Consider the following 14,040-nt stretch of genomic DNA (forward strand, 5'->3'; position numbering starts at 1 on the left):
GCTGATCGGTTGCGTATGAACGATCTTCATCCAGTAGGACGACACGGACCACACCCCAAGAGGACGACTGAAAACAGGAGCCCCAAAGGTGCCCTCGAACCCTCGATGTCCCAGCACGCAACGGCGGCTCGCGGCGCGGAGTTCAACTCGCACATGGTGGGCGCTCCCTGACACAGGCGGACGCACGACGCCCGTGAGCGGATCAACGCCGTCACCGGCGCCGGTATCGGGAATCGGCGGGTCCAGGAACTCGCTGTAAGTATCGGAGCGGACATCGACGCGTCCAACGACGCCCTCGTGCGCACTCCTGAGCCGACGCCACACCGCTGCAGCGGCCTGACACAAATGTCCCCCGGTACACCTGTAGCGGGCCGCCTGAGGGCTTCTGCAGCGCCGGGGTCAGCTCAGGGCGTGACCTTACCGACCAGGGCCCGCGCAGCAGCCCCTGCGGATGCCCCGAAGGCCGGGTACATCGGAGCGCTCATCCTCCAGGACCGCGCCTGACAGCCCCGTCACGGCGCCGGTGGGCATCATCCGTAGCCGGTCGGGGATTGTGAGACTGCTGACACTGGCTGTCGGCCCCGCGCCGGACTCCAGCCGCTAAGCCCCGCCCCCCACCACCATTTCATGGGGTCCGACCGTGGAGCGCGGCCGCAGCCCGTGCCTTTACGAGAACAGGTTCGCGAAGAGCCCACCGCAACCGATCAAGAACCCTCCGCCGGTATCAGCCCGCCCTCCGACTCGATCAGGTCCCCGGCGGCGGTCAACGCGTCGATGTCGGCGGTCAGCGCGTCCCGGATGTCGGCTCCGAGCCGCGCCCACCCGAAGAAGCGAGCGGCTTCCCGCAGCAGGTCCTCGCGGTGCACGCCGGGTCCTTCGTCGACGATGTTCCTCAGCACGAGCTGCCGCTCTGCCGCGGGCACCTCCGCCACGCGTCGGGCGCACCGCTGCGTCGGCGTGCGGGCGAACTCCGTCTCGTGGCCGGGCACGTCGTAGGCCGTACCGACGTGGACGATCTTGCCCTGCTTGAGCAGGCGACGAAGAGCTCGGTCGATGCGGTCGCGGACCACCTGGCCGGCTCGTCCGATGCCCCACGCGAGCCGGACCCGGGTGTAGATGACCTCCTTCTCGACGGGTCCTTCCACCTCCACCACGCACAGCGCCACGTCCGCCACCACGTCGAGGGCGTCCGGGTCCTGCAACTCCACGCCCCACAGGCCCAGTCGGCTGCTGGACCGGTCGCGTACCTCTGCCAGCAGGTCGGGGTCGACGTCCTGGTAGGGACGGCTCCAGGGCGCAGGGCCGGCGTCGACCGTCACGAACTCGACGCGCGGAACCGCCGGACCGCTCGCCGCTTCCGCCGGTTCGCCGTCCCACGCGCGCGTGGAGCTTTCCGCCGCCTGAGCCGTACGGCCGCCACCGTTGCCGCGGTCGCCGTCGCTGTCGTCCTGTCTCACGGGCGGCGGCACTCGCACCGCATGCGGATCCTCCGCACACGCCGCCTCCACCGCGGCCCGCAGCCGCGCCATCGCGTCCCGGCGGTTGCGGTACCAGTCTGTACCCCAGATCCGGTGCAGCCGCCAGCCCAGGTCGCGCAGGACAGCTTCCCTGAGCCGGTCACGGTCGCGAGCCGCCCGCGAGGAGTGGTACATGGCGCCGTCGCACTCGATGCCCAGCGCGTACGTGCCGGGCGCGCCCGGGTGCCGTACCGCCATGTCGATGCGGAAACCGGCGACCCCCACCTGCGGCTGGACGTCGTACCCCCAGCCGCGCAGGACGTCGATGACCTCCTCCTCGAAGGGGCTCTCCGGAGCCGCGTCCGGATCGGCGGCCTGCGTCTGGAGGATCGCGGGACCCAGCTGGGCGTACTGCAGGTACCGCTTGAGGTGTTGCACGCTCTTGTTGGCGCTGTCCGGCAGGTCGCCTCCGTGGAAGGAGGCGACGATCTCCATGCGGCGCCGGGCGCGGGTCACGGCGACGTTGAGGCGTCGCCAGCCGCCCTCCCTGTTGATGGGGCCGAACGTCGACAGCAGCTTGCCGCGGTGGTCGGGACCGTAGCCGATGGAGAGGATGATGACGTCGCGCTCGTCGCCCTGGACGGTTTCGAGGTTCTTGACGAAGAAACCGTCGAGGCGGCCCTCCGTGAAGTGGTGGTCGAGGTCCGGGCGGGCCGCCCTCGCCTTCTGCACCGCCTCCTCGATCGCCTCCGCCTGTGCCTTCGACAGCGCGACGACGCCGAGGGTGTGCGCGGGGCGGGTGTCGAAGTGGTGGATGACGCGCTGGGCGACCTTGGCGGCCTCAAGGGGGTTGTCGCTGTTACCGCCGCGGTCGTAGACGCCGTCCGCCTTGATGAACTCCACGCCGATGTCCGGCCCCTGTTCCAGCGCGCCCGGGAACGTGACCATGGAGTTGTCGTAGAAGTCGTGGTTGCTGAAGGCGATCAGGTTCTCGTGGCGGCTGCGGTAGTGCCAGCGCAGGGGCAGCCCGCGCAGGACTCCGCTGGCCTTGCACATGTCGAGGATGGACTCGAAGCCGTCGGTGGCGTCCTCGTCCCACTCGTCGCCGTCGTCGCCGTCGCCTGCCGCGGCGAAGAACGAGGTCGGCGGCAGCTGCTTCTGGTCACCCGCCACGATGAGGGCCTTGCCCCGGTAGACGGAGTTCACCGCGTCCTGGGGCAGCACCTGGGACGCCTCGTCGAAGACGACGACATCGAACTCGAAGTCCGGCGGCAGGAACTGGCTGACCGTCAACGGGCTCATCATGAAGCAGGGCTTGACCAGCCGTACGACGTCGCGGGTCTGCGTCAGCAGATGCCGTACGGGCATGTGGCGGCGCTGTTTCTCCGCCTCGCGGCGGATCACCGCGGCCTGACCCACCGACGTCCGGCGAGGACGCCGGGCGTTGCAGGCGGCGATGACCTCGGCGTGCGCCGCCGCCACCAGGTCCTGGTCCGCCCTCTGGAACCGCTCCACCAGCTGGTCCCGTTCCACCGCACGCATCGGCTTCAGCCTCTGGTCCGTGCCCAGCTGGTGCTCGACCCACGCGGTGAGCACCGCACGCTCCATCGCGGCGGGGAAGTCCTCGGCGGAGACCTCGCGGCGTGCGAGCTGGTCGGGCAGCCCGTCGAGGTGGTAGCGGCGCAGCAAGTCCAGTGCTTCGGCACAGCTGATCCACGCTTCCGGGCCGAAGGGGTCGCGGTCCAGGCGGGTCAGGACGGACACGGTCGCGGAGAGGGATCCGGCGAGTTCGCGTCGCAGCTCCTCCGCACGCTCGGGCTCGAAGTACCCGGCGAGTGCCTCGCGCTGGCGGCTCCAGTCCTCGGCGCGGGCCGCGACCGATGGGTCGGCGGGCGCGGTCAGCATCAGCCGGGCCGCTGCTTGCGGCAGGGACGCCGAGTGACCGCCGTGTGCGGCACGGCGGACCTTCTGGGACCAGTCCAGAGCGTCCAGCACCGCGTCACGGTCTGTGTCGACACCCCGGTAGAGGGTGCCGAGAAGGCTCCGGTTCGCGGCGTCGTTCTCGGCGAAAGCAGACTCGGCGGCACGGGCGGAGACGACGGCGGCCACCGCTTCCCTGGCCCGGGACAGGGTCAGACCCTCGTCCCGCTCCATGACGCGGGCGGTGGAACGGATGAGGTCGGCCGCGTCCTCGAAGGGCTCCACGTGTGCCCTCAGCCAGCTCGCCGCCCGGTCGAGCGGGCCGTCGGCGAGTACCGTGCCGACCGCGGCGACCTGCGGCTGCTGGGTGTACTCCTGCCAGACGTCCAGGTCACGGCGGATCTGATCGGTCTGCGCGAGGAGTTCGCGCGGTTCGGGCCTGCCGTCGGCCAGCACATGGACGAGGCTGCTTCGGCGCGCGGGGTCGGTGAGCGCGTCGGGCGCGAGGCGGGCGATCAGCCGGACGGAGTCCAAGGCGGCCCGCAGGGCCTCGGTGGCGGGGCGCCCTTGCGGAACGTAGCGGCCCAGCAGCGCGCGTTGCTGCTCCGTCGCATACGGTCCCGGTCGCTGTCGCGTCAGGTCCACGCCGCGACGCAGGAGTTCTCCCACAGGTTCGTATCCCGTCACGCCGTTGGGCGCCTCTTCGCGCAGGTCGTCCGCCTGCGTGTCGAGTCCCCCGTACCACGGGCCGAGAAGGCCGCGGTCGGATACGGCCTGGGCGTCGAACGCGGCTGTCTCCCTCTGGGCCGCGTGCGCGGCCGTGACCGCGGCGCGCGCGGCGGCGAGCGTGTGGGCGGAACCGGGGCCGTTGTCGCGGCGGCCGACCGAGGCCACGGTGTCCAGCAGCGCGACGGCCTGTCGCAACGGGGCGAGGTGGGCGCGCAGCCAGCGGGCGGCGGCGTCGAGTGGCAGCTTGGTGAGGTCGGCCGCCTGCGGTGCCAGCGACGGACTGTCCAAGTACGCTCGCCACGAGGCGAGTTCATCGCGCAGCGCCGTGCCCTGCTCGACGAGTGCGGGTTGCGGCTCTCGGCCATCGGCCAGGTGAGCGGCCAGCAGGCTCCGGCGGTGGGGGGCGGCGACGGTTTCCGGCGCGAGTGCGTGGACCGCCTCGGCGTGCACGAGTGCCTTGCGCAGGGCCGGGACGTCGGGCAGAGCCGTGCCCCGATGGCGTCCGAGCAGCTCGGCGTGGGCCGAGGTCAGCGACCGTAGCTTCCGGTGCGCGGTGTACCAGGCGTCGGCCAGCAGCAGCTTGTCGTACAGCTCTCCACGCCATGAGCCGCCGTGAGTCAGCCGGGCTACCAGCTTCCGGTCGGCCCGGATGCCGGTGGACAGCATGCCGGCGAATCCCTGGCGGCCCGCCATGAGCCGGTGGACGGCTTCGGGCAGTTCGGGTGTGGAGACGACCTCGGGCAGGAAGGTCCCGTGTGCCGCCTCCGCCGCAGCAGCCAGTTCCTCGGCGGCCGAGGAGATCTCCGCGACGGCTGCCTGCACCCCGGGAAGTGCCCGGGGGGCGAGCCACGCGTCGAGCGTGCGGTCCGAGGCGGTGGCCAGTTCCACGAGCGCGGCCAGGTCCTCGGCCTCGGACATTGCTTTCGGCCGAGCGCACCCGAGGCGGTCGGCCACCGAGTCGGCGTGCTCGGCGGCCGTCTCAAGGGTGCTGGCGAGCGTGTCGAACCGCTCGGCCAGCTCCGCGGCCTCCCGGCCGGTCAGCGCCGCGATATCGGCGCCGGGCGGTTCCAGCGCGGCGAGGGCCTGCTCGTTGGCCGGTCGCTCCGCGCTCACTTCCGGACGCAGTTCGGCCCATCCGGGGCCCGCGTGGTCCGTGGCGAGGGCCTGGGCGGAAAGTACCTGGTCCCGTCGGGTGAAGAAGTCACCGAGTGCGTCGGCGATGGCTCCGACCGCCGCCTCCTCCGCGTGCGCGGGGCCGTCGGGGACCAGCCACTGCTCAAGAGGGCGGTGTTCGCTGGCGGCCACGGCGACCACGTCACACAGATGACGTGCTTCCGCGGGGCTGCCGGGATTCGTGAGCCCGGTGAGGTGGCTGACGCGGGTGAGGCTCTGCAGAGTCCGCCCCAGCACACCAGCGGTCTCGTTGAACTCCCCGGCGAGCTGTCGCGCTCGCTCTTCCGTGAGTCCGGAGAGGTCGAGACCGCGCGGCGCGATCGTCGAGAGCGCCTTCTCGGCCTCTCCCGGCTCAGCCGTCAGCCTGGTGGACAGCTCCTGCCAGCGCTCGCCCACCGTCGCTCGGACGGCGGTGCGCGTGCGCTGCGCCTTGCGCAGTTCTGCCAGGAAGGCGTCGACCCGGTCGTCCACCTCGTCGGCGAAGGCATCCGTGGTCAGCCATGCTTCCGGCACGGGACTGCGCACGTCGAGCAGCCGTAGGAGCCCGATCAGACGGTCGATTCCGCTCTGGTCCCTGACGGGTACTCCTTCGGATGCGAGATCCCGGTACCGGTCGACCGCCGTCGCGAGCGCGTCCCGCGCCGCCTGGGCCTGCTCCAGCACAGGGCGGGGATGCGGCAGGCCGGCCCGCAGGCCACGCCAGGGGAACGTCGGATCGGCGACCGCCTCCCAGGCGTCGGAGATGGCATTCGTCGCCTCGACGATCAGGCGCAGATCCTCGCCGCTGAGCGTCTCGGCGCGAAACGTCGCCTGCGCACCCGCAGGGGTGTCGTCACCATGGCTCAGGTACGCCACCGGCGCCTCGGACAGTCGACCCACCTGACCGAGCACGTCGTGCAGGGTCCGTCCCAGCGGGTCGCGGACCTCGTTCATCGCTTCGGCGTAGGAGCTGAGCGCCAGGCGCAGTTCTCTGGCCTGCGCCAGGGTCTGCTGCGACAGCTGCGGTGCGCGCGGCTCCTCCCCGAGCGCCCGGCCCAGTTCCTGGGCCACCGCTTTGCGGCTGGTGTTGTGACTGTGGAGGGCCAGAGCGTACGAGTCGAGTCCGACCGACTTCAGCCGGTCGAGGACGACGTCGAGGGCCGCCGCCTTCTCACTGACGAACAGCACGCTGCGGCCCGCGTGCATCAGACCGGCGATCATGTTCGTGATCGTCTGGCTCTTCCCGGTGCCGGGCGGGCCGTCGAGGACGAACGACCGTCCGGCCACGGCCGCGGCGACGGCCTGCCGCTGAGAGGCGTCGGCGTCGAGCACCAGCGGGCTGTCCTCGGGCGGGCTCAGTTCGTCGATCCGGTCGAGCTCGATCTCCTCGAAGTCGAAACGGTCGGAAGCGAGTCCGGAACGCGGGCCGAGCGCCATCGCCCGTACGAGGTCGCTGCCGAGGACCCGGCCCTCGTTGTCCAGCAGGTCCTGGTACATCGACTCCTTGTGGGAGGCGAAGAGCGCGAGTACGACGCGGTCGGAGATCTGCCATCCCGGCTTGCCCGCCACCGCGCGGGCCGCGGCGGAGAGCACCGCCTGCAGATCCGAAGGGTCCTGTTCGGCGACCGGCGTCCAGTCGATGTGGAACTGCTGCAGCTTCACTCTCAGGGCCGGGTTGAGACGTGGTTCCTCGTCGTCGCTCGCCCTGAGACGGATCCGGCCGTTGCGCGTGCGCTCGATGACCGCCGGGATCAGGACCAGGGGGGCGTCGCTGCCCGTCTCGGCGCCGTCCTCACACCAGCGGAGCATGCCGACGCCGAGGCTGAGGGTCCACAGGCCGTAGTCGTTGAAGACCTGCGTCGCCTTGGTGCGCAAGCTGTTCAACGCGCGCAGGAGAGAGGGCGCGGTGGTCTTCTGGGTGACGATTCCGTCGGTGCGGTCGCCCTTCTTCGCCAGAACCACGTCGCCGGGGCCCGTGCCCTCGCCGGCCACCGGCTCCTCGTCCGGGAGCGGCGCGAAGTCCCAGCCCCTGGCCAGGCCTTCGACGAGCTCCCGCGCGGACGGGTTCGAGATCTCCAGTGTCGCCGACTTGGTGTGGCGGAAATTGAGCAGCCGGTTGCGGCCGCTCAGGTCCACCAAAGAGGTGCGCCAGTTCTCAAGCATCGCCTTGAGGCGGTCGAGTTCCTGGCTGCCCCCGAAGTCACCCGAGTTCGTCACGCTGGTCCCTGATGTCGTCGCCTCCGGGCCAACGGAGCACAGGCCTCGACGGCAGTGCCCCATGCCGCCAACGCAAAGCGCGGCCACAGACGTCCTGACTGTCCTGGTGGCCGCACAAGTCCCGTTGGTCCCCCCTGGATGTGGAATTCTACGGTCAGCGCACCAATGCGTGAAGCGCTAACTACGAACGGTTCTCCAGCGCGCACGAAACCCGGTGCGCCCGGCGCGTAGTTCCTTCGGGAACAGCGACGGATCAGCGAGCGAAGGAAGCACCACCCGCTCCCTCGCTCGATACACGACCTCGACACGTCTGCACCTTCAGTGCGGGTGACAGCTCCGGGTACTTCTCAGCCCTGCATGTTCCCGCCGAAGCCGGACGACGGCGCCGAAGGCCCGCAGACTGTCGGACGGATCAAGCTCCCGCTCCGCCCAGCGTGACGGCAAGATACCCGTACCGTCCACAGAATGTGTCCGTACGCTGACGCATCGTACGGACGTCACTCCTGGAACGCGCCCCCGCGCGCCCGCCACGGTGGCCCCATGAGCGCAACCCTTCCCCGACCACCTGCCACCGTGGCCACGTTCGCCCAGCTTCTGTCCTCCACCCGCCGAGGAGCCCGCCTCGCACGCCTCCTTGCCACCACACAGCTCCGCGCCTGGGACCTGTCACCCGACGTGACCGAGCGAGCCGAGCAGATCGTCGCCGAACTCGCCGCCAACGCGGCCCTGCACGGCCGCGTCCAGGGCCGCGACTTCCGGCTCGCCCTCGCCCTGGACACCGCGACCGGCCTCCTCCGCATCGCGGTCACCGACGCCAAGGGCGGGCAACTCCCCGTCGTGCCGACCGCCTCGGCGATGGACGGCGAGACGGGCCGCGGTCTGCTCATGGTCGGCGCGCTGGCCGACCGCTGGGGTACCGAACCGCATCCGCCGGGCGGCAAGACCGTCTGGGCCGAGGTGAGCCACCGGTCCAGCTGACATGGGACACCCGCCCCGGCCAACAGACCCGCGAGAGTTCCCCGTTCGCTTCCAACGGTCGTCTTCGTCGCGCTACCGTCCCCACAGGTGAACCCGAGGGGACGTGACGTACGGAAAGCCCCTCGGACGCGGCATAAGGCGACGGTGAGGGCGCAGTGGCAGAGGACACGACGGCCGGGGCGGACAGCCGAGGCCTCTTCGACGACTTCGGCGCCTTCCGGACTCCGACCACCGACGACTTCACCTCCGTACTGACCCACGGTCTGGTCGCCCCGGACGCCAACGTTCTGCTGAACCTCTACCGCTACACCGAGCAGGCGCGCGGCGACCTGCTGCGCGCGCTCGGCGCCGTGGAGGATCGGTTGTGGGTGCCGCACCAGGTCCTCGTGGAGTTCTGGCGCAACCGTGAGGGCACCCTGAGCGACGCACGGTCGTCCGGTGCGCAGGCCGCCGACGACATGGCCGGGCACGCGGCCCAGGCGGAGCGCACCATGCGCACCTGGGCCAATCGTGTGGCCCTCCCGGAGGAGGAGACCGACCGTCTGCGGAGTCAGCTGAACGAGGTCTTCGACGACGTGCAAGAGGCGATCGTCAAGGTCGGCGAGGGTGAGTGGCAGAACATCACCCACGACACGAGCACCGATCCGGTCATCGCGGAACTGGAGCCCGCGCTGGACGGCCGGGTCGGCGCTCCACTGGGTCAGCCGGACTACGACAAGGCGATCGCGGAAGGCATGCGCCGCGTCGAGAAACGGCTGCCTCCGGGCTACATGGACAAAACCAAGGAAGGTGTGGGAGCCGCCGCCGACTATCTCGTGTGGGAGCAGATCCTCCGGGAGGCCGGCCGCCGCCAGTGCGACGTGCTGTTCGTGACCGCGGACGTCAAGGAGGACTGGTGGCGCAAGGAGCAAGGCTTCAACCGCGGCCCACGGCCGGAACTGACCGAGGAGCTCAGGACCCGAGGGGGCGGGCGGCTCTTCATGCTGACGCCCAAGCAGTTCCTGGAGGTCGCCGCGCCGATCCTGGAGTTCGGTCTCCGCGAGGGGTCCGTCGAGGACATCGAACGCGTCGAGCGGATCGGGACCGACGACGGAGCCTACGGCGGCTGGAACATCGACGCGCTCCAGGAACTCTTCGACCGGTTGACCTACGAGAACTACGAGGACCGGGTCGCCGTCATCAAGTACGCCGCCGAGATGGACGGTGTCGCGGACGCCAAGAGTGTCTACGACATCTGTCACTACCCCTCGGGCCGCTCCCTCAGAGGCTTCACCAAACCGGTCACCCGCATCACTGGCCTGTTGCGCAACCTGGGCAAGATCCCAGAATCAGCCGTCCAGGTCCTGAAGGCCGAATACGACGCGGACCCCGGCGGCCGCGCGTCCGGCTTCTCCGTCCACCCGCTCCTCGTACCGCTCGTCAACGAGCTGGGAGACGAGGACGAGTCGTGACCACTGACCGGGTATCTCACGGAACGTAAGGAGTCGGCAAGCCGCGTTGTTACGCTCCGCGCCATGTCTCATGCAGCAACGCGGGAGATGCGCTCTCCGATCCTGTCGATCCACCCGTACATACCGGCGTTCGAGCAACACGACAAGGTCATCTGTTCCATGGCCACGAGCGGCGAGTGCGACAAGAAGCTCGTCGCAGAAGTGCGCACCAAGTTCCGCGACGGCAGCGTTCATCACTGGCGAGTGTGCGGCGAGTGGCTGACCACCCATCCGTCAGCCATTGCCCACATCGAAACGAACGGCTTCCAGGAGCCCGTCGCCCCTTGACGGTCGGCGTCGGAGCGCCGCGGTGATGTTTACGCCAGCCGGTAAACGGCCTGGTCCGGCTCCGGCCTCACGATCAGACCTTCGTCGGCGAGCTCGCGCAGGTTGCGGCGGGCTTCCTTGCCCGCGGCTTCATCGTTGGCCGGCCGGTACCCCGAGACCCGTAGGGCCAGTACGGCACGTTCGGTGTCCCAGGTGCCACCCAGCGCCTGGATCACTGCGGCGAGCGCCTGCTTGTGCGTCAGCGGCTTCTCGGTCATGTCACCCTCCCCCTCGAAGACCGCCACAGCATGACACGCGGCGGCAGGGCTCCTGCCGACCGGTGCGACGGACGCGGCCAACGCAGACCCAAAACGCCCTCCATCCGCTGCGCCCACCACCGTTCCGGCATCATGACCCCCATGACCGACGGCGTGGACATATGGGAAGCAGCGGCCCGGTTCGACCGGAGCACCGCCGCCAAGGACGAAGCCGGCGCAGAGCAGGAGCGCAAGCAGGTGCTGGCCCAGTTCCCCCTGGAGGAGTGGCCCAGGCTGCCCCTGGAACGCTACGCGTTGGGTCTGGAGCAGTCCGGGCCGGGGATGACGTACTGCCGACTCATGGAGTTCGGCACCCAGTCCTTGGGCAGCATCAAGGGCGGCAGCGCCGCGAAGCACATCATGTACCGTCACAACTCCGGTGAGTGGCGGCTGGCGGCCCCCCTGCGCGGGATGGAGCCCCAGGATGCGTGGGAACGTCTTCGGGCCGAATTTCTCCGGGCGTTGACCGCCGTGTCCGTGGGCGACTTCGCGGCCGTGGACGAACTCGAGATCCTTCGGTTCGGGCCGGCGCTGGTGACCAAGACTCTCGCTGCCTACTACCCCGAGCACTTCCTCCCGGTCTACTCCGCGGGGCACCTGCGGAAATTCCTCGCCTTGCTGGGCGGTACCTCGGGTGCCGACTCACCGACCTGGCGCAGCAACCGGCGACTCCTCGAACTCGTGCGGTCGCGGCCGGAGTTCGCGGGCTGGTCCGGGAACGAGGTGATGACCTTCCTCTACCAGGACTTCGACCCGCGTCCGCAGACGCGCACGATCTGGAAGATCGCCCCCGGCGAGCGTGCCCGCCTGTGGGAGGAGTGCCGTGACGGCGGGTTCATCTGCGTAGGGTGGGACGAGCTTCGTGACCTGGGTGAGTATCAGACCGACACCGAGCTGAAAGAGGCTCTCGACGCGAACTGGCCCAGCGGCAGCGCTCGCAGTCTCACCACCGCGCGCAGACTCCTCGCCTTCCGGGACCTGGAGGCCGGAGACCGGGTGGTGGCCAACCGTGGGATGGACGAGGTGCTCGCCACGGGTACCGTCACCGGGGGCTATCGGTTCGATCCCGAACGGCCGGAGTTCCGGCACGTGGTCCCGGTCGACTGGGACGTCTCCCACGCGCAGAAGCTGTCAGGACCCCAGCACGGCTGGCGGTCCACGTTCGCCAAGGTCGACCCGACGCTCTTCGCCAGGCTCACCGCACACCGGGCGGGTGGCTCCCCCGCGCTGGCGACCTCGTCGTCCACCGATCTGGCGCCCGAGGATGTCCGGGCCGTACTGGACGCGCTGGAACGGAAGGGGCAGGTGATCCTCCATGGGCCTCCCGGCACCGGCAAGACCCGGCTCGCGCTCAGTGCCGCCCTCTTCATGGCCGGCCGCGCGGACGTGATCAACACCGACCCCGTCCGACGTTCCGCGGCCCAGGCCGAGATGCTGGGCGGCGAGCAGGTCCATCTGGTGACCTTCCATCCCTCCTACGGCTACGAGGACTTCGTCGAGGGCTTCAAACCGGATCTGAGCGCCACGGGCCCCGGGCTCACACTCGCCCTCACCGACGGGGTGTTCCACGCCCTGTGCGACCGGGCCTCGGCACATCCCGAGCAGACGTACCTCCTGATCATCGACGAGATCAACCGCGGTGACCTGCCCCGGATCTTCGGCGAGTTGATCACGCTTCTCGAACTCGACAAGCGCGGCCTGCCCCTCGCCCTGTCCGTCAGCGGTCGGAGCTTCTCCGTGCCGCCGAACATCCGGATCATCGGCACGATGAACACCGCCGACCGGAGCATCAGCCACCTCGACGCCGCCGTACGCCGCCGCTTCGCCTTCGTATCCGTCGGCCCCGATCCGGACGCCGTCTCCGGGACGGTCGGCCCGCTGGACCTCGCGGAGTTCTTCGAGTCCCTCAACACCCGCATCACCCGGCACCTCGACGCCGACCACCAGATAGGACACGCCTACCTGCTGCGTGACGGCGCGCCGATCGCCACGGAGGACGACCTCGCCGCGGCCTTCCACCACGAGGTGATCCCGCTGTTGGAGGACTACTGCCTCGGCCGTGCCGACCTGCTCCACCGCATCCTCGGCAGCCTGGTCGACGCGGACACCGGTCGCACGGCGCTCATGTCTCCTCAGGACCTCGCCACCGCCCTGGCCGCCGAGTTCAGCGGCGGTGAGCCGAGCCCCGATGCCTGAGCGCACCCAGGTCCGCCTCGGCGAGTACGAGTCCGTTCCGTTGGACATCGAACAGCTCACGTCCCGGGACGTCGATCGCCTGCACGCCCTCCAGGCAGGAGGTCACCTCACCCTGCGTCCCGACCGGCCCGGATGGCGGCTGCGGGCGGACTCGAGCGTAGGAGTCCTGATCCTCGACCGTGTCCGCATCGTCATCGAGCCCAAGTTCGCCATCCCGGGCGACCGGCTCATGAACTGGCTCGCCTACGCCCTGGACGCGCCCACGCCCGTCCGGGCGACGTCACGACGCTGGGCCACCGGCCCGGAAGGTTACACCGACCTCGTGGCCGCGGCCCTCCTGGAGCAGTGCGAGCAACTGGTGCGCGAGGGACTGCGCCGCGACTACGTACGTCACCAGAGCGTGGAACCGGTGTTGCGGGGGCGACTGGACTTCGCCGCCCAGGCCACGCGTCGTTACGGACAACTGGACCAGCTGCACATACGCACCTTCGACCGCGAGAACGACATCTGGGACAACCGCGTCCTGGGGACCGCCCTGAGTGTCGCGCTCAAGCTAACGAGCCGCTCCGGCCTGGCCCGCGACCTGCACGGGATCGCCGGCGCGTTCCCGCGAGCCGCCACCCCGGACGCGGCACTGCGCGCCCTGGACCGCATCAGGTACACGCGTCTGAACGCTCGCTACCGTCCAGCCCATACCTGGGCACGCCTGCTGTTGCGCGGCGGAGGCGTCACCGACCTGCTCACCGACCTGGGCAGTACGGCGGACGGCCTCCTGCTGCCCATGCCCGCGCTCTGGGAAGCCGTCGTACGACGCCTGGGCGCCGAGGCCGCCGCCCCGTGCGGCGGACACGCCGTCCCCAGCAGCGGCGAGACGGGCATCACCGTCCGCGGAGACCTCGGCAACGCCTCGACCTTCCGCCCCGACCTGCTCCTGAGCCTCCCGACGCCTGACCGGTCTCACCGCGCACTGCTGCCTGTGGACGCCAAGTACAAGCGCTACGACCGTCACGGCGTCAGCGCCGCCGACGTCCACCAACTCCTCACCTACAGCGCCGGCTACGCCCCCGCAGACACGCCCAACGCCATGATCGTCCATCCCTACCCGGGCGGCCACACTCATCGCGTCCTCCGGATCGACGGCTCGCGGGGCAGGCTCGGCACTATTCACGTCATCGGCGTCGACACTTACGCGCCCCCTCAACGAGCGGCCGCGTGGCTTACAGGGCGGGTCGCATCGGCGTGCTGACCATCGCCGCCAACGCACGGACATGAGCCGGTCGCCCGCCAGTCGACGAGCGGGTTACGTCGCGCAGAAAG

At 70.1% G+C, this 14,040-nt stretch carries 7 protein-coding genes and 1 pseudogene; 5 read left to right on the plus strand and 3 right to left on the minus strand.

Annotation, left to right across the window (positions count from 1 at the left end):
* Nucleotides 1-704: 704 nt before the first annotated feature.
* Nucleotides 705-7,475 (minus strand): DUF3320 domain-containing protein, encoded by a 6,771-nt coding sequence (locus AB0472_RS36305; protein WP_366363048.1) that lies wholly within the window; start codon nt 7,473-7,475, stop codon nt 705-707.
* Nucleotides 7,476-7,823: 348 nt separating this feature from the next.
* Nucleotides 7,824-7,937: pseudogene (locus AB0472_RS36310) on the minus strand (transcriptional regulator); the annotation flags it as partial.
* 78 nt (nt 7,938-8,015) lie between these two features.
* On the opposite strand from AB0472_RS36310, the gene AB0472_RS36315 reads away from it, so the two are divergent.
* From AB0472_RS36315 to AB0472_RS36325, 3 genes are all read left to right on the plus strand, one after another.
* On the plus strand, nt 8,016-8,453 hold the full coding sequence (locus AB0472_RS36315; RefSeq protein WP_366363050.1) for an ATP-binding protein: 438 nt from the start codon (nt 8,016-8,018) through the stop codon (nt 8,451-8,453).
* A 155-nt stretch (nt 8,454-8,608) separates the two neighbouring features.
* Nucleotides 8,609-9,904, plus strand: a complete 1,296-nt coding sequence (locus AB0472_RS36320; RefSeq protein WP_366363052.1) for a PIN-like domain-containing protein — start codon at nt 8,609-8,611, stop codon at nt 9,902-9,904.
* A 63-nt stretch (nt 9,905-9,967) separates the two neighbouring features.
* Entirely contained in the window at nt 9,968-10,231 is a 264-nt protein-coding gene (locus AB0472_RS36325; RefSeq protein WP_366363054.1) for a hypothetical protein, read from the plus strand.
* Nucleotides 10,232-10,260: 29 nt separating this feature from the next.
* On the opposite strand, the gene AB0472_RS36330 is transcribed toward AB0472_RS36325, so the two are convergent.
* Nucleotides 10,261-10,488, minus strand: coding sequence for a hypothetical protein (locus AB0472_RS36330; RefSeq protein ID WP_366363056.1), 228 nt, complete (start codon nt 10,486-10,488; stop codon nt 10,261-10,263).
* A gap of 141 nt (nt 10,489-10,629) precedes the next feature.
* Here AB0472_RS36330 and AB0472_RS36335 point away from each other — a divergent pair, with 141 nt between their 5' ends.
* Together AB0472_RS36335 and AB0472_RS36340 are read left to right on the plus strand one after the other, a co-directional pair.
* Complete coding sequence (locus tag AB0472_RS36335) at nt 10,630-12,723, plus strand: AAA family ATPase (RefSeq protein WP_366363058.1); 2,094 nt, start codon at nt 10,630-10,632, stop codon at nt 12,721-12,723.
* Nucleotides 12,716-13,969, plus strand: coding sequence for a PE-PGRS family protein (locus AB0472_RS36340; protein ID WP_366363060.1), 1,254 nt, complete (start codon nt 12,716-12,718; stop codon nt 13,967-13,969). Before AB0472_RS36335 ends, AB0472_RS36340 begins: the two co-directional genes overlap by 8 nt.
* Nucleotides 13,970-14,040 lie beyond the last annotated feature (71 nt).

The sequence above is a fragment of the Streptomyces sp. NPDC086777 genome (assembly GCF_040702065.1).
Lineage (GTDB): Bacteria > Actinomycetota > Actinomycetes > Streptomycetales > Streptomycetaceae > Streptomyces.

Excerpts from the sequence above, each read along its gene's own strand:
- AB0472_RS36315 (WP_366363050.1), top strand. The coding sequence starts at position 8,016 with ATGAGCGCAACCCTTCCCCGACCACCTGCCACCGTGGCCACGTTCGCC.
- AB0472_RS36325 (WP_366363054.1), top strand. The coding sequence starts at position 9,968 with ATGTCTCATGCAGCAACGCGGGAGATGCGCTCTCCGATCCTGTCGATC.
- AB0472_RS36340 (WP_366363060.1), top strand. The coding sequence starts at position 12,716 with ATGCCTGAGCGCACCCAGGTCCGCCTCGGCGAGTACGAGTCCGTTCCG.
- AB0472_RS36335 (WP_366363058.1), top strand. The coding sequence starts at position 10,630 with ATGACCGACGGCGTGGACATATGGGAAGCAGCGGCCCGGTTCGACCGG.
- AB0472_RS36330 (WP_366363056.1), bottom strand. The coding sequence starts at position 10,488 with ATGACCGAGAAGCCGCTGACGCACAAGCAGGCGCTCGCCGCAGTGATC.